This window comes from Bradyrhizobium sp. CIAT3101 (assembly GCF_029714945.1).
Lineage (GTDB): Bacteria > Pseudomonadota > Alphaproteobacteria > Rhizobiales > Xanthobacteraceae > Bradyrhizobium.
This window is the reverse complement of the sequence record NZ_CP121634.1, coordinates 4,915,381-4,930,387: the sequence shown is the minus strand read 5'-3', so window position 1 is coordinate 4,930,387 and position 15,007 is coordinate 4,915,381. Positions and strand designations below refer to the sequence as shown.

The 15,007-nt window shown below is 64.1% G+C and carries 15 protein-coding genes; 9 read left to right on the top strand and 6 right to left on the bottom strand.

All coding sequences use genetic code 11. The features are described from left to right. Positions 1 to 8: 8 nt before the first annotated feature. From sufD to QA645_RS23350, 5 genes are all read left to right on the top strand, one after another. Positions 9 to 1,313 (top strand): Fe-S cluster assembly protein SufD, encoded by a 1,305-nt coding sequence (gene sufD, locus QA645_RS23370; protein WP_283044084.1) that lies wholly within the window; start codon positions 9 to 11, stop codon positions 1,311 to 1,313. Further along, complete coding sequence (locus tag QA645_RS23365) at positions 1,310 to 2,557, top strand: cysteine desulfurase (RefSeq protein WP_283044083.1); 1,248 nt, start codon at positions 1,310 to 1,312, stop codon at positions 2,555 to 2,557. The genes sufD and QA645_RS23365 overlap by 4 nt, the downstream gene beginning before the upstream one ends. Beyond that, complete coding sequence (locus tag QA645_RS23360; protein ID WP_148748806.1) at positions 2,554 to 2,925, top strand: SUF system Fe-S cluster assembly protein; 372 nt, start codon at positions 2,554 to 2,556, stop codon at positions 2,923 to 2,925. Before QA645_RS23365 ends, QA645_RS23360 begins: the two co-directional genes overlap by 4 nt. A 49-nt stretch (positions 2,926 to 2,974) precedes the next feature. Then, positions 2,975 to 3,385, top strand: a complete 411-nt coding sequence (locus tag QA645_RS23355; protein ID WP_254131231.1) for an iron-sulfur cluster assembly accessory protein — start codon at positions 2,975 to 2,977, stop codon at positions 3,383 to 3,385. 200 nt (positions 3,386 to 3,585) lie between these two features. Next, positions 3,586 to 4,017, top strand: a complete 432-nt coding sequence (locus QA645_RS23350; RefSeq protein WP_283044082.1) for a TfoX/Sxy family protein — start codon at positions 3,586 to 3,588, stop codon at positions 4,015 to 4,017. Between the two features lie 102 nt (positions 4,018 to 4,119). Here QA645_RS23350 and fabA read toward each other — a convergent pair whose 3' ends face one another. From fabA to QA645_RS23330, 4 genes are all read right to left on the bottom strand, one after another. After that, a complete protein-coding gene (gene fabA, locus QA645_RS23345) occupies positions 4,120 to 4,650 on the bottom strand; it encodes a bifunctional 3-hydroxydecanoyl-ACP dehydratase/trans-2-decenoyl-ACP isomerase (RefSeq protein ID WP_283044081.1) in 531 nt (176 codons plus the stop codon). Between the two features lie 96 nt (positions 4,651 to 4,746). After that, positions 4,747 to 5,814 (bottom strand): GGDEF domain-containing protein, encoded by a 1,068-nt coding sequence (locus QA645_RS23340; RefSeq protein WP_283044080.1) that lies wholly within the window; start codon positions 5,812 to 5,814, stop codon positions 4,747 to 4,749. A 128-nt stretch (positions 5,815 to 5,942) separates the two neighbouring features. Next, complete coding sequence (locus QA645_RS23335; RefSeq protein ID WP_283044079.1) at positions 5,943 to 7,487, bottom strand: DEAD/DEAH box helicase; 1,545 nt, start codon at positions 7,485 to 7,487, stop codon at positions 5,943 to 5,945. 282 nt (positions 7,488 to 7,769) lie between these two features. Further along, positions 7,770 to 8,732: a helix-turn-helix transcriptional regulator gene (locus tag QA645_RS23330; protein ID WP_283044078.1), complete on the bottom strand. Its 963-nt coding sequence runs from the start codon at positions 8,730 to 8,732 to the stop codon at positions 7,770 to 7,772. A 192-nt stretch (positions 8,733 to 8,924) separates the two neighbouring features. On the opposite strand from QA645_RS23330, the gene QA645_RS23325 reads away from it, so the two are divergent. The 4 genes from QA645_RS23325 (at position 8,925) to QA645_RS23310 (ending at position 13,881) form a co-directional block, all read left to right on the top strand. Further along, on the top strand, positions 8,925 to 10,439 hold the full coding sequence (locus QA645_RS23325; protein WP_283044077.1) for a caspase family protein: 1,515 nt from the start codon (positions 8,925 to 8,927) through the stop codon (positions 10,437 to 10,439). A gap of 79 nt (positions 10,440 to 10,518) precedes the next feature. Beyond that, positions 10,519 to 11,772, top strand: coding sequence for an FAD-dependent oxidoreductase (locus QA645_RS23320; RefSeq protein WP_283044076.1), 1,254 nt, complete (start codon positions 10,519 to 10,521; stop codon positions 11,770 to 11,772). A 179-nt stretch (positions 11,773 to 11,951) separates the two neighbouring features. Continuing rightward, positions 11,952 to 12,722, top strand: coding sequence for an outer membrane beta-barrel protein (locus QA645_RS23315; RefSeq protein WP_254131239.1), 771 nt, complete (start codon positions 11,952 to 11,954; stop codon positions 12,720 to 12,722). 343 nt (positions 12,723 to 13,065) lie between these two features. Next, a complete protein-coding gene (locus QA645_RS23310) occupies positions 13,066 to 13,881 on the top strand; it encodes an outer membrane beta-barrel protein (protein ID WP_283044075.1) in 816 nt (271 codons plus the stop codon). Positions 13,882 to 13,953: 72 nt separating this feature from the next. Here QA645_RS23310 and QA645_RS23305 read toward each other — a convergent pair whose 3' ends face one another. Together QA645_RS23305 and QA645_RS23300 are read right to left on the bottom strand one after the other, a co-directional pair. Further along, positions 13,954 to 14,724 carry a glucose 1-dehydrogenase gene (locus tag QA645_RS23305; RefSeq protein WP_254131241.1) on the bottom strand — a complete coding sequence of 257 codons (771 nt, stop codon included), beginning with the start codon at positions 14,722 to 14,724 and terminating at the stop codon, positions 13,954 to 13,956. Between the two features lie 21 nt (positions 14,725 to 14,745). Next, entirely contained in the window at positions 14,746 to 14,931 is a 186-nt protein-coding gene (locus QA645_RS23300; RefSeq protein WP_007609848.1) for a hypothetical protein, read from the bottom strand. Positions 14,932 to 15,007 lie beyond the last annotated feature (76 nt).

Genomic DNA, 15,007 nt, shown 5'->3' with positions numbered 1-15,007 from the left:
ATGTTGCAATGAACGTTGCTGTGGCAAAGACCGGAAAGGGCCGCGCGGTGAGCGATCTCTTCACCAGCGCCGAAGGCCGTTTGCCGGGTGCGCCGACCGTGATCGCAGCGCGCCGCGAGGCGTTCGAGACCTATGAGCGTCTCGGCCTGCCGCACCGCCGGATCGAGGAATGGAAATACACCGACCTGCGCGCGCTGGTCGGCGAGGTGCTGCCGCTCGCAGCCGCGCCGGATGCGGCCGCTCTGAAGCGTGCTGCGGACGCCGTGAAGGCGCATGCGATCGGCGGCGCCCGCAAGCTGGTGCTGGTCGACGGCGTGTTCGCGGCCGATCTGTCCGACGTCAAGGCGCTCGCCACTGAAGCGGGCTTCAAGACGTCGCGGGAGACGCTGGAGAAGGATGCGGGCCTGCTGAAGACCGCGTCCACCGACGCCGTGATCGCGCTGAACGCGGCGATGGCGACCGATGGCGTGGTGCTGTCGATTGCCGACGGTACGCAACTGTCCGCACCGATCCAGATCATCCACATCGCGACGGCCGCTTCCGCATCCAGCTTCACCCGTTCGCAGGTCGCGATCGGGAAGGGCGCCCGCGCCACCATCGTCGAGACCTTCGTTGCCGCTGGCGCCAATGCCTACCAGATCAATGACGCCGTGCTCGTCACGGTCGGCGACGATGCGGATGTCGCGCATATCCGCCTGATGGACGATGCGCCCGACGCGCTGAACGTCTCGTCGCATTTCGTCACCGTCGGCGCCAATGTGAAGTTCAACTTCTTCAACATGACGACCGGCGCGGCGGTCAGCCGCCTGCAGGGATTCATCACGCTGGCAGGCGAGGGCAGTGAGCTCTCCGCCAACGGCGTGAACTTGTTGCAGAAGACCGAGCATGGCGACACCACGCTGGTCGTCGACCACGCCGTGCCGAACTGTGTCAGCCGTGAAGTCTTCCGTGCGGTGATCGACGATCGCGCCCATTCGGTGTTCCAGGGCCGCATCATCGTTCGTCCCGATGCGCAGAAGACCGACGGCAAGATGATGACCCGCGCGCTGCTGCTCTCGGACGAAGCCGAGGCCGACAACAAGCCGGAGCTGGAAATCTTTGCCGACGACGTCTCCTGCGGCCACGGCGCCACTGCCGGCGCGCTGGACGACAGCCTGCTGTTCTATTTGAAGGCGCGCGGCCTGCCCGAGAAGCAGGCCCAGGCGCTGCTGATCCAGGCCTTTGTCGGCGAAGCAGTCGAGCAGATCGCCGACGATGATTTGCGCGAGCATGTGATCGGCATTGCCGAGCGCTGGCTGGAGCGCCGCCAATGAGCACGCATCCCGCGGTCAAGAACGGTGCCTATGACGTCGCGCGGGTGCGCCAGGACTTTCCTGCGCTCGCCATGCAGGTCTACGGCAAGCCGCTGGTCTATCTCGACAACGCGGCATCCGCGCAGAAGCCGAGCGCTGTGCTGGAGCGCATGACGCAGGCCTATCAGTCCGAATACGCCAACGTCCACCGCGGCCTGCATTACCTCGCCAATGCCGCGACCGAAGCCTATGAGGGCGGTCGCACCAAGGCCGCGCAGTTCATCAACGCTGCCCGCACCGAGGAAGTGATCTTCACCCGCAATGCGACTGAGGCGATCAATCTGGTCGCCTCGTCCTGGGGCGGGCCGAACATCAAGGAAGGCGACGAGATCGTCATCTCGATCATGGAGCACCACTCCAACATCGTGCCTTGGCATTTCCTCAGGGAACGTCAGGGCGCGGTGATCAAGTGGGCGCCGGTCGATGATGAGGGCAACTTCCTGATCGACGAGTTCGAGAAGCTGCTGACGTCGAAGACCAAGCTGGTCGCGATCACGCAGATGTCGAATGCGCTCGGCACCATCGTGCCGGTCAAGGACGTCGTGAAGATTGCGCATGCCCGCGGCATTCCCGTGCTGGTCGACGGCAGCCAGGGCGCTGTGCATTTGCCGGTCGACGTTCAGGACATCGGCTGCGACTTCTACGTCTTCACCGGCCACAAGGTGTACGGGCCGACCGGCATCGGCGTGCTCTGGGCCAAGTACGACCACCTCGTCGCGATGCGCCCCTTCAATGGCGGCGGCGAGATGATCCGCGAGGTCTCGCGCGAGATCGTCACCTATGGCGATCCCCCGCACAAGTTCGAGGCGGGCACGCCGGCGATCGTCGAGGCCGTCGGCCTTGGCGCGGCCATCGATTACGTCAATTCGATCGGCAAGGAGCGCATCGCCGCACACGAGGCCGATCTCACCGCTTACGCCCAGGAGAAGCTGCGCGAGATCAACTCGCTTAGGCTGATCGGTACGGCACGCGGCAAGGGCCCTGTGATCTCCTTCGAGCTGAAGGGTGCGCACGCCCACGACGTCGCCACCGTGATCGACCGTCAGGGCATCGCGGTCCGCGCCGGCACCCATTGCGTGATGCCGCTTTTAGAGCGGTTCAACGTGACCGCCACCTGCCGCGCCTCGTTCGGCATGTATAATACGCGGGAAGAAGTCGATCATCTGGCACAGGCGCTGTTGAAGGCGCGGGATTTGTTCGCATGAGTGACACGGCCGAAATCAAAGCCAATCCGATGGAGACTCATTCGGCGCTGCCGCCGGAGGAGACCGAACGCCTGACCACCGAGATCATCGCGGGCCTCAAGACCGTGTTCGATCCGGAAATCCCGGCCGACATCTACGAGCTTGGCCTGATCTACAAGGTCGAGATCAAGGACGATCGTTCCGTCGACGTGCAGATGACGCTGACGACGCCGAACTGCCCGGCCGCCGGTGAGCTGCCGACCATGGTCGAGAACGCGGTCGCCAGCGTTCCCGGCGTCGGCGTGGTCGACGTCAAGGTGGTCTGGGAGCCGGCCTGGTCGCCGGAACGCATGAGCGACGAGGCCCGCCTCGTCCTCAACATGTGGTGACGCGTAACTCTGGCATTGAATTCGTTCAGCAACGGACCACATCACTGACATGACACAGATTTCGTCCGGCTCGACACCAGCATCCACTCCGAAGCCGCGGCGGCCCCGCCCGCAGGTGATGCGGTTGACGGATGCCGCTGCCCAGCGCATCTCCGAACTCACCCAGCGCGCCGATTCCGAGATCGTCGGCCTGCGCGTCGGCGTCAAGAACGGCGGCTGCGCCGGCCAGTCCTACACGGTCGAATACGCCCACGAGATCCGCGCGACCGATGAGGTCGTCGAGGACAAGGGCGTCAAGATCCTGGTCGACCCCAAGGCCGTGCTGTTCCTGCTCGGCACCGAGATGGACTACAAGGCCGACAAGATGCAGGCCCAGTTCGTCTTCAACAACCCCAACCAGATCTCCGCCTGCGGCTGCGGCGAATCGGTCGAGCTGCGTCCGGCCAAGATCGACGGGTAAACCCGGCTCGCGCCAATAACTCCGCTGTCGTCCCTGCGAACGCAGGGACCCATACGGCGTGATCCGTGAGATATCCGTACCAGAGCTGGCACGACTGACAGTCTTCGCTAAACTCCTCCCTGAGGTTATGGCGACGAGCGCAAAGCGCTCGCGCTGGGGTCCCCGCGTTCGCGGGGACGACGCTGGGGAGAGAGTTGGCCATGGACCGCGAATTCCTGATCGACCTGTTTTCCAGTTTCGGTCCCGTCACCGTGCGAAAAATGTTCTCCGGCCACGGCATTTCCGTCGACGGGATCAACTTCGCGCTGTCCTTGCGCGCCGGCCTGTTCTTCCGGGCCGACGAGATCACAATCCCGGACTTCGAAGCCGAAGGCTCAAAACCGTTCCAGTATTCCACCCGTGCCAAGACGGTGCTGGTGAACTCCTATTGGGAGCTGCCGGCGCGCCTGTTCGATGATTCCGAGGATTTTGTGCAGTGGGCGAGGGCGGCGCTTGCCGCCGCCCAGCGTGCCAAGGTCAGGAAGCGGCCGAAGAAGGCGGCAGCGAAGAAGGTCGCGCCGAAGAAGAGGCCGGCCAAGAAGGCAGCCAAGAAGACGATCCGTAGGGTGGGCAAAGCGACTCGTCCGCCGTAGCTCGCAGAGCGAAGGCGGAAGCGTGCCCACGGTTCGAAATAGTCATGCCGAGTTCGTGGGCACGGCGCGGTGCGCCTTTGCCCACCCTACGGCACCTGAGGCTCAGTCCACTGCTTTCGTCAAACCAACCCTCATATCCTTCGCGGTGAAGACGCACACGCCGTCCGCAACCACACGCCCGTCGGCAATCCCGAGCACCAGCTTGCCGCGGCGGACCATGCGCATGGCGACCTCGTAGCGTACGGATCGCGTCTGTGGCGTGATGGCGCCCGTGACCTCGACCTCGCCGACGCCGATGGCGCGGCCCTTGCCTGGTGACCCCGACCAGCCGAGCCAGTAGCCGACCATCTGCCACATCGCATCCAGGCCGAGACTTCCCGGCATCATCGCGTCACCGCGATAGTGACAATCGAAGAACCAGTGCTCCGGCGCAATGTCGAGCTCGCCGACGATATGGCCCTTGCGGAATTCGCCGCCGTCCAGGCTGATCTCGGTAATGCGGTCCATCATCAGCATCGGCGGAGCCGGCAATTGCGCATTGCCCGGGCCGAAATAGCCGCCCTCGCTCGATCTCAGCAGCTCGTCCTTGGTGTAGGACGGTTGCGGCTTGTGAAAATCATGAGGATTGGGCACGACGAGAAGACCTCGATGCTCAGGCGACGAGGAAGATGTCGTTCGTCAGGTTGGAATGTCAAGCGCAGCCGGCTCTCTCGGCGGACGCCTCCCGCGTCAGGCCACCCGGTTGTGCGTCTCGACCGCGTATTCGGGATCGACTTCGCAGATCACACGGTTGCGGCCGTTGCGCTTGGCCGCGTAGAGGCAGGCGTCGGCACGATCGATCAGCGTCTCGGTGTCGTCACCCTGCTTCAGCATGGAGACGCCGACGGAGATGGTGACGCGGCCGAGGATCTCGCCGGTCGACTTCTTCTTCAATTCCTTCGCCATCACGGCGCGGCGGATATGGTCGGCGACGGTGAGAGCCTGGCGCAGCGCGGTGTTGGGCAGCACGACTGCGAACTCCTCGCCGCCGTAGCGCGCGGTGATGTCCTGGCCCTTGATGGTCTGCTTCAGGGACAGGCCGACGAGCCGGAGCACCTGGTCGCCGGTGAGGTGGCCGTAGGAATCGTTGAACGATTTGAAGTGGTCGATGTCGAACAGCAGCAGCGACAGCGGCTCGCCGCTCGCGAGCGCGCTCTGCACGGCCATGCCGATCATGCGGTCGAAATATTTGCGGTTGCCGAGACCCGTCAACGGATCCGTCAGGCTCTCAGCGCGGATCGCCTCCAGGCTCTGCTGGAGATTGCTGATCTCGTTCTTTGCCAGGATGAGCCGATCTTCAAGCGTCTTGTTGCTCTCGCGCATGTCGCTTGTTGAACGGAGCAGGGATTCGATGATCGATTGGAGCTGGTCGGCCTTTTTGGCCAATGACAGATCCTTCGCCGCGCCCGACAGGCTCGCGTCGTAAGAGCTGGTCACTCCGAGTGCTTCGCTCAGCACCTCCACGACGTCGTCGATCTCGCCGATGACGCGTGCTCCGACCTTGTCGATGCGGTCGGTCGTTTTGATGTGGGAGAGATAGGTGTCGTAGATCTGCTCGAGATCGGCTTCGGTCAGCTTGCCGTTGCGCGCCAGCGTCTCGTTGATGATCTTGTTGAGCGGGGCATTGTAGCCGGTCGCGTAGACGTACCAGATCTCGTAATTGCGGGGGATTGCGGTCTGCTTCAGCGACCGGATCTGACCGAGCGCCACCTCGGCGAACGCCATCGTGCGTTCGTGTTCATCGAGAACCTTGACCACAGAACATACCCCACAGCGGTCGGTGCGCTAGCGACCGCAGCAATGCTTAAATTATGTTCGTAGGCTAACGGACGATCATGAACGGTCGGTAAACGGGCGACCGTTCAACTTACGCGTGTATCGCGGTGTCAGGCCCCGGCGGGGGAGCGGACCGGTCGGAGCAGGAAGGCCGGAAGATGCGAGTGATCGCCAGGCTCGGTATCGGCTTCGCGCTGGCGGCGCGGCTCGGGGCGGCCGATCGACGGCACATGCGAATTGTTGGCCTGCTGGCGCGCGCCATGACGCGGCTCAGAGGATTGCCTGGCTTCGCGCGGAGGCCTTGCCTCGCGAGCAGGCCGCGCTTCGCGCGCGGGCCGTGCTTCGGCAGCAGGTCTTGCATCCGACGAAGGCGTTGCTTCGGAGGCGTGTCGCGCCTCGCGCGGCTCGTGGCTGCGCTCACGGTCGCGACCGCGCTGCGGCTTGCCGCGTCCGCCGCGGGAACGTTCACGATCGCGGCCGCGCGATTCGCGCGGACGGTCGCTCTGCTCGCCCGACCCTGCATGCACCTCGTAATCGTCTTCGGCGCGGGGAATGCTCTGGCCGATCAGCTTTTCGATCGCCACCATCGACTTCTGGTCGAGCGGCGTCACGATCGAGATCGCGGTGCCGGTGCGACCGGCGCGGCCGGTGCGGCCGATGCGGTGAACGTAGTCATCGGCGTGGTGGGGAACGTCGAAATTGAAGACGTGGCTGACCTCGGGAATGTCGAGGCCGCGGGCGGCGACGTCGGAGGCGACCAGGAGCGGAAGCTCACCCTTGCGGAACTGGTCGAGCGCGGCCATGCGGGCCGGCTGGTCCATGTCGCCATGCAGCGCGCCGACGCTGAAACCGTGCTTCTGAAGCGACTTGTGAACGATCGCGACTTCGCGCTTGCGATTGCAGAAGATGATCGCGTTCTTGAGATCCTTGGCCTCGCGCAGCAGGCGGCGCAGCAGCTCGCGCTTCTCGTGCGCCTCGCGCCCGGCAGGCACTTGCGACTGCGTGACGGTGACGGCGGTGGTGGCGGGCTTGGAGACTTCCACCTTCTGCGGGTTGTGCAGGAAGGCTTCGGTGATGCGCCGGATTTCCGGCGGCATGGTCGCGGTGAAGAACAGGGTCTGCCGCGTGAACGGGACGAGCTTGCAGATGCGCTCGATGTCGGGGATGAAGCCCATGTCCAGCATGCGGTCGGCTTCGTCGATGACGAGCAACTCGACGCCGGTGAGCAGCAGGCCGCCGCGTTCGGTATGGTCGAGCAGCCGGCCCGGGGTGGCGATCAGCACGTCGACGCCGCGCATCAGCTTGGCATCCTGGTCGCCGAAGGAGACGCCGCCGATCAGCAGGGCGACGTTGAGTTTCTGGCCGGCGCCGTAGCGGTCGAAGTTTTCCTTCACCTGGGCTGCGAGCTCGCGGGTCGGCTCCAGGATCAGCGTGCGCGGCATGCGTGCGCGGGCGCGACCCTTTTCAAGGATGGTGAGCATCGGCAGCACGAAGGCTGCGGTCTTGCCGGTGCCGGTCTGGGCGATGCCGAGCACGTCCTTGCGTGCGAGGACGTGGGGGATCGCCTGTTCCTGAATGGGGGTGGGGGTGGTGTAACCGGTGGCCGCCACTGCGGCGAGGACTTTTTCGGAGAGTCCGAGATTGGAAAAGGACATTGAGCCTCTGGTCGAAACCGCCGTTCGGAATCGAGGGTAAAAAGGCTGTCGCGTTCCACCCCGAAACGGCGCGCTCTCAAAGAAGCTGGGGGTGCTGACTCACGCGAACAAAGCGCCAAGCTCAGGAATCGCTCTTCGATACCGAGCCGCGTCGACCCGGAACATAGGGCGGAATCGGCCAAAGTCAATGGAGCAGGCGCGGGAAGGCCCTAAAAACCCTCAGGTTTTTGCCCAAATACCGGGCGCGGCAGGGCTTTTCGATGCGGGTAGCCGGCCCGGTGGTTAACGCGCCCCTGCGGCCTGGGCCCGGAAATCGCCCGGCGCCATGCCGTAGGCGGCGTTGAAGACCCGGTAATAGGTCGCCAGGCTCTCGAAACCGCAGGCGCTGGCGATGTCGGCGATCAGCCGCTCCGGCGCTTCGCGCATCAAGCGGCGGCTCTGTTTCAGGCGCTCTTCCGTCACCGTTTGGGAGAAGCTGCGATCGGCGACTTCGAACAGCATGTGCAGATGCCGCACAGAGACGCCGAGCAGGTCGGCCACCCGCGTCGGCGCCAGATCGGGGTCTTGCAGATGACGCGCGATCAGGCGCCGCGCCAGCGAGAGGCGGGCGGTCCGGAGCGCGGCCTGTCCGCGCCGGCTGCCCGGTCTGACGATGCCGCGCTCGATCAGCGCCAGATGCCCCAAGGCCTGCACGAGCGGGACGGCGCTGGACGAACCATCGTTGGCGGCCGCCTCGCCGAGGTCGGCAAAGCAGGCATCGAGCAGAGGTGCGAGCGCGGGATCGTTGAAAACCTTGGGCGCAAGCTCGCGCGTGCGCTTGTCCTGTGTCGCAAGGCCGCTGACGGGGATTTTCAGGATCCGCAGGTGGAAACCGGAATCGCCCAGCGGCCTCGTGCGGTAGGGCAGGTCGGTATGGCTGGTGGCAAAGGCACCATTGGCGATCGCGAAATCGCTGGAGCGCATGCCGCCGAACCAACCGCCGCCACCGAGCTGCTGGTAGACGCAGATGGCGTCACCCGGCGCGTAGCCGATGTCGGCCTGGCTGCGCTCGACCGCGTAGGACGAGGCCTTCAGCTCCACAAGGGCGCCATTGCCGACCTGGCTCAGCGAGAACTCCCCGTAAAAGCCTGCGCGCTGTTCGCGCTCGAGCTCAGCCGTGACCCCGAACAGCCCCTTGGAGCGCACCTCGCGCCAAAAATCGAACCGGTCGTGAGGCTCGACCTCGTCAGTGCACCAGCGATACACGGCAGCCCCTCGTCTCAAACGGAATTCCGCCTAAGAAAGAGCAGATTCCGCGGGAATCTGCCATAGGCGAGATGATGGAACTGCAGGGACGAACGGGTTGAACCGCCGTTACGGCTGGGCCGACTATCACATCAACGGCGTAAGGCTCCGCATGGAGCCAACGGGGAGCCGTTCTGCAACGGGATTATCACGATGACGCGTCGGGTTTTCAGGATTTTGGCAGCGCTTGGCCTGGCCGCGAGCCTTGGCGGTTTCGCGAGTGCCGCGCACGCCGAAAAGCGTGTCGCGCTCGTCGTCGGCAACAACGACTACAAGAACGTTCCCAAACTCCTGAAGGCCGTCAACGATGCCCGCACCATGGGCGATACGCTGAAGCAGCTCGGCTTCCAGGTGATGGTTGCCGAAAACCAGAACCGCCAGCAATTCTCCGAGACGCTGCTTGCCTTCGACCGGGCGATCGAGCCCGGCGACACCGCGTTCTTCTTCTACGCCGGCCACGGTTTCGAGATCGCGGGCCAGAACTATCTGCTGCCGACCGATGTGCCGGCGGCGACTGAAGGCCAGGAAGAGCTGGTGCGCGACGCTTCCATTCTCGCCGATCGTGTCGTCGAGCGGCTCCAGAACAAGAAGGCGCGCACCTCGATCCTGGTGTTCGACGCCTGCCGCAACAATCCGTTCGAGCGTTCAGGCACGCGCGCAGTCGCCGGCGGTGGCGGGTTGGCGCCGATGGTGCAACTGCCCGAAGGCGTATTCTCGGTGTTCTCGGCCGGTCCCCGCCAGACCGCGCTCGATCGTCTGTCCAATGACGACGCCAATCCCAATTCGGTGTTCACGCGCACCTTCGCCAAGGAGTTGCTGCAGCCCGGCGAGAACCTGGTGCAGGTGGCGCAGCGCACCCGCCGTCTCGTCAGCGAGATGGCCGATACCGTGAAGCACAGGCAGGTGCCGGTCTATTTCGATCAGATGGTCGATGACGTCTTCCTCAGCGGCACCGCGAAGGATGCTGCCGCCCGGCCGGCCGATCCACCGCCGCAGAAAGTCGCGGCGCTGCCGCCGGTCTCGGTGCCGCGCGTGCCGAAGGAGGAGACCACCAACGCGCCGATCGCAAGCTTCTCCCGGCACAATGGCGGCTGGAGCGTGACGTTCTCCTTCGCCGATCCCACCCTCGGTGTGTCCTGGCGCATGGCCGGCAACGGTGATTTCCGCGAGACCGGCTTCATGGATACGCTCGATCCGCGCACGCGCAAGCGGATGCCCAACCCGTCGATCGAGCTGCCCCCGGACGCGCAGGCCGGCACCATCGAGGTCCGTTATGTCGATGCTTCCGGCGACATGCAGGGCCCGTTCCCGATCAAGTTCGATCCCGAAGCGGCGCTGGTCCGCGATCAACGCAAGATCCTCGACATGACCGCGACGAGCTGGCTGTCGTTCCGCCAGTTCAACGGGCTGCTGGTCTATTACACGCATCTCGTCTCATACCGTTGTGCGATCCGCGAAGTGCGGATCGGCATCGACACGGCGGTGCCGGACAAGGTGCTGAAGATGCCGCCTTGCGATCTCAGAGACCCCTCCGCAATCACCGCCGGCATGCTGCTCTATGAAAAGCTGCCACCCGCGACGCAGTTCATGTCCGTCGAATTGACCTACCGCGACGGCAGCGTGTCCGAGGTCAAAAGCTTCCGCACGGCCAACCGCAGCAACAATTGAGCGGTTGCAGATTGAACATGCTCCCGACGCCCGCTGGCGCTACAATCGATTGAGCGATTGCAGCAGCGAGAGTCGGGTCATGGAAGCAGTCACACAGGATCAACCTGCGCGTGTCCGAAAAGTCCGCTGCTGCATCGTCGGCGGCGGACCGGCCGGCATGATGCTCGGCTATCTCCTCGGTCGTGCCGGCGTCGATGTCGTCGTGCTGGAGAAGCACGCCGATTTCTTCCGCGACTTTCGCGGCGACACTGTGCATCCCTCGACGCTTCAGGTGATGGACGAGCTCGGCCTGATTGACGGTTTCCTCAAGCTGCCGCATCAACGCTTGCAGACCATGGACGGCCTGTTCGGCGGCACCAAGGTGCGGATCGCCGATCTCCGCCGGCTGAACACGAAGTACCCGTTCATCGCCTTCATGCCGCAGTGGGATTTTCTCAATTTCCTGCGCGAGGCGGGCAAGCGCTTCACCTCGCTCGAGGTGCTGATGAACACCGAGGCGGTTGACTTGATCCGCCACGGCGATGCCATCGCCGGCGTGCGCGCCAGGACGCCCGACGGCATCGTCGACATCGAGGCCGATCTCACCATCGCCTGCGACGGCCGGCATTCGACGGTGCGCGAGCGCGCGGGCCTCAGCGTCGCGGAGATCGGCGCGCCGATGGACGTGCTCTGGTTCCGCGCCGGCCGCAAGCCGGACGAGACCGAGAACCTCTTTGCGCGGATCGAGCCCGGCAAGATGATGGTCACGTTCGATCGCGGCGATTACTGGCAATGCGCCTATGTCATCGCCAAGGGGCAATACGATGCGGTGAAGGCGAGGGGATTGCAGGCGCTGCTCGACGACGTCGTTCGCATGGCACCGGTCCTCAGACAGGGCGTCGCCGACGTGAAGAGTTTTGACGACGTCAAGCTTCTCACCGTCGCGATCAATCGCTTGAGCCGCTGGACGCGGCCTGGCCTGCTCTGCATCGGCGACGCCGCGCATGCGATGTCGCCGGTGGGCGGCGTCGGCGTCAATCTTGCCGTGCAGGATGCGGTCGCGACCGCCAATTTGCTCGCCGACGACCTGACGCGCGGCTGCCCATCGGAAGATGCGCTCGATGCTGTGCGGCGTCGCCGCGCGTTCCCCGTGAAGATGACGCAGGCGATGCAGGTGATCGTGCAGAACCACATCATCAGCGGCGCGCTTCAGGGCGGCGATCGTCCGCTGACGGTGCCGTTGCCGCTGCGCCTGATCTCCGCTTGGCCATGGCTTCAGGGGATTCCGGCGCGCTTCCTTGCGATCGGCGTGCGGCCCGAGCATGTGCGATCGAAGGCCGCGCCAGCGTCGTAACGCAGGAATTTGGTAGGGATAATGCCGCGTTAAATCGCGCACTTTGCGTTGCGTGCCTGCAACAGCGCATCCGGATTCAAAGAGGGCGGAGTGCCAATCCGGCGTCTTAACTTTCTTGATTCAAATTTGAGTAAGAACTGCGTGTGAGCGTGCATCCGTCAAAGGACACGGGATGTACCATGCGTAACAAATTGATTGCCGCCTTCGCCTGCACGACCGCTCTGGTTTCGACCGGCGCCGCTTCCGCCGCCGATCTCGCCGCGCGTCCTTACACCAAGGCGCCCGCCTATATCGAACCTCTGTTCAACTGGACCGGCTTCTATGTCGGCGGCCACATCGGTGGCGCCTGGACCAATGAGCAGTTCATCAACAATGGCGTCGGCGCGCCGTTCGGCGATCTGACGCCGGGCCAGGGCTATCGTCAGCGCGGTACCGGCATCATGGGCGGCGCCCAGATCGGCTACAACTGGCAGGCCAACAACTACGTGTTCGGCATGGAAGGCACGATCTCCGGGCTCGACAACAAGGGCACCGTCGTGAACACCGCGTTCGGCGCGGGCGACGACGTCTTCACCTGGCGTGCGAACGTGCTTGCGACCGTCGTCGGTCGCGCCGGCTTCGCGGTTCAGAACAACCTGTTCTACATCAAGGGCGGCTATGCCGGCGTCAACAACCGCCTGTCGGTGAGCGACACGGTCGGCCCGGCGACGGGTTCGGGCGGTCAGACCCACTGGGCCAACGGCTGGACCGTGGGCGCCGGCTGGGAATACGGCATCACCCGCAACTGGATCGTCGGCCTCGAGTACAACTACGCGGCCTTCGGCAGCCAGACCTATCAGCTCGGCGGCACCTCGGGGAACTACACCTTCGATGCCAAGCCGCGTGACATTCAGTGGGCCGTCGTCCGCGCCAGCTACAAGTTCGACGCCCCCGTCATCGCCCGCTACTGAGCAACGAAGTTCGACGCAACGAACGATTAGGAAGACAAGAAACGATCACTGCCAAAAATTCAAAGCCCCGGCTTCGGCCGGGGCTTTTTTTGTGTCGACTTGAATGCGAGTCGCACCCAACGGGAGTGCGGGCATGGGGCGGCGCTGCCTGCGGAATATGGCCGTTTGGCTGTGCACAAACCCGCAGTAGGGAAGGATCGCTTCCATATTTATGTAGCAGGAGGGCAACGCCCCGAAGCGAAATGGCCGAGAAACCAGGCGGGTACGACATTTGGGCTGGGTTTGAGTGAACAGCTGTCCATAAATGTTGATCTGATTATTTTTGCGCATTGGGGATTTGGTTATGAAGAGATATTTCGGATGGGCGTTCGCCACTGCTTCGCTGCTCTCAATTGCCACCATGGGCGCTGCTTCCGCAGCCGATATGGCCGTGAAGGCTCTGCCACCGCCTGCACCGATCTACAGCTGGACCGGCTGGTATGCCGGCGTAAACGGTGGCTGGGCATTTGACACCACGTCCACAGGAAGCTTGGTCGCGTTCACGCCGCCCTTTACGGGAGCGGTGACTGCGGGGGGCACCCCGAGCTTCCTCGGTGCCAAGCACGAAGGTGGTTTTGGTGGCGGGCAGGTCGGCTACAACTGGCAGATGGCCAACTGGCTGGTTGGCGTGGAAACCGACATCCAAGGCGCGGATATCGGTCGCACCTCGACGGTGATTTTCCCGGGGGGCGGAGGCATCGTTCCGAGCGTTTCAACCGGCCGCGACCATATCGATTGGTTCGGAACTCTGCGTGGTCGCGTTGGTGTCACGACTGGTCCGGTTCTCTTCTACGCAACGGGTGGTCTTGCCTACGGTGGCGTCAGGACCAGTGTCACCAATCTCTTCACGCCTGCGACTTCCGGCAATTTCGCAGGCAGCGACAGCAGCACCCGGGTCGGGTGGGCTGCTGGCGCCGGTGTGGAGTGGGGCTTCGCGCCCAATTGGACGGTTAGGGGAGAATATCTGCACGTGGATCTCGGTCGATCGAACGTGACGATGTTCGATCCGGTCAACTTCCCCACCGACTCGGCGACCTATCGTTTCAATCATGTGGTTGATGCGGTGCGCGTCGGCGTGAACTACCGCTTCGGTTCCACGGCTGTCGTCGCGAAATACTGAGTTTCTCCCGCGTATGACTTGATGCAAAGCCCCGGCGCGAGCCGGGGCTTTTTTCATGATCGGAGAGTTGGCTTACGCCATCACGGAGAAGCCGCCATCGACGGGAATCGCGGTGCCCGTGACGAAGTTCGAGGCTGATGAGGCGAGGAACACCGCGATGCCGGCGAAGTCGTCGATATCGCCCCAGCGCCCCGCAGGCGTACGCGCCAGCACGCGCTCGTGCAGGCCCGACACCTGCTTCCGCGCGCCGCGGGTGAGATCGGTGTCGATCCAGCCCGGCAGGATGGCATTGACCTGAATGTTGTCCGGCGCCCAGGCATTGGCGCAGGCGCGCGTGTATTGCACGATGCCGCCCTTGCTCGCCGCATAGGCGGTCGCGAAGCTCGCACCGAAGATCGACATCATCGAGCCGATGTTGATCACCTTGCCGTTGCCTGACGCCTTCAGCGCCGGATAGGCCAGCTTCGAGCAAACGAAGGCGCTGGTGAGGTTGGTGTCGATCACCTTGTTCCACTCGTCGAGCTCGAGCTCATGCGGCGGCTTGCGGATGCTCATGCCGGCGTTGTTGATCAGGATGTCGATGCGGCCGAGATCCTTGACGACGCGGTCGATCATCGCGGCGACCGCGGCTTTGTCGGTCACGTCGGTGGTAACGGAAATCGCCTTGACGCCGCGCGCCTTGAGATCGGCAACGGCCGCAGCCGACTTGGTCTCATTGCGTCCGACCACGGCAATATCGGCGCCGGCGTCCGCAAGCCCGTGCGCGAGGCCGAGCCCGATGCCGCCATTGCCCCCTGTGACGATCGCGACCTTGCCGCGGAGATCGAACCGGTTGGATGTCATGATTTCACTTCCTGGTTTCTTCTATTGGTTGCTTTGCCAGATCAGCACCAGCCCGAAGCCCGCCATGGCGGCGCCATAGCCGGCCCATTGCAGCTGGTTGACCATGAAGCTCGATCGGGGCCAGGCGACCGTGCCGGTGCCTTGTCCGATCCAGAGCAGCCCGACGGCGAGGGCAAACAGGCCTGCGATCAGCAGAAATCTGCGCATGCATTCCTCCCCATTCGACTGCTTCTGTCGCAACCCCCGGCAAAAACGATCGCCGGAGGTCGCGAAAACTTCCCGC

Bases quoted from the DNA above. Each gene is read 5' to 3' on its own strand.
- QA645_RS23305 (WP_254131241.1), bottom strand. From the start codon at position 14,724: ATGACATCCAACCGGTTCGATCTCCGCGGCAAGGTCGCGATCGTCACA.
- QA645_RS23350 (WP_283044082.1), top strand. From the start codon at position 3,586: ATGGACCGCGAATTCCTGATCGACCTGTTTTCCAGTTTCGGTCCCGTC.
- QA645_RS23300 (WP_007609848.1), bottom strand. From the start codon at position 14,931: ATGCGCAGATTTCTGCTGATCGCAGGCCTGTTTGCCCTCGCCGTCGGG.
- QA645_RS23360 (WP_148748806.1), top strand. From the start codon at position 2,554: ATGAGTGACACGGCCGAAATCAAAGCCAATCCGATGGAGACTCATTCG.
- QA645_RS23325 (WP_283044077.1), top strand. From the start codon at position 8,925: ATGACGCGTCGGGTTTTCAGGATTTTGGCAGCGCTTGGCCTGGCCGCG.
- QA645_RS23365 (WP_283044083.1), top strand. From the start codon at position 1,310: ATGAGCACGCATCCCGCGGTCAAGAACGGTGCCTATGACGTCGCGCGG.
- QA645_RS23310 (WP_283044075.1), top strand. From the start codon at position 13,066: ATGAAGAGATATTTCGGATGGGCGTTCGCCACTGCTTCGCTGCTCTCA.
- sufD (WP_283044084.1), top strand. From the start codon at position 9: ATGAACGTTGCTGTGGCAAAGACCGGAAAGGGCCGCGCGGTGAGCGAT.
- QA645_RS23315 (WP_254131239.1), top strand. From the start codon at position 11,952: ATGCGTAACAAATTGATTGCCGCCTTCGCCTGCACGACCGCTCTGGTT.
- QA645_RS23355 (WP_254131231.1), top strand. From the start codon at position 2,975: ATGACACAGATTTCGTCCGGCTCGACACCAGCATCCACTCCGAAGCCG.
- QA645_RS23335 (WP_283044079.1), bottom strand. From the start codon at position 7,487: ATGTCCTTTTCCAATCTCGGACTCTCCGAAAAAGTCCTCGCCGCAGTG.
- QA645_RS23320 (WP_283044076.1), top strand. From the start codon at position 10,519: ATGGAAGCAGTCACACAGGATCAACCTGCGCGTGTCCGAAAAGTCCGC.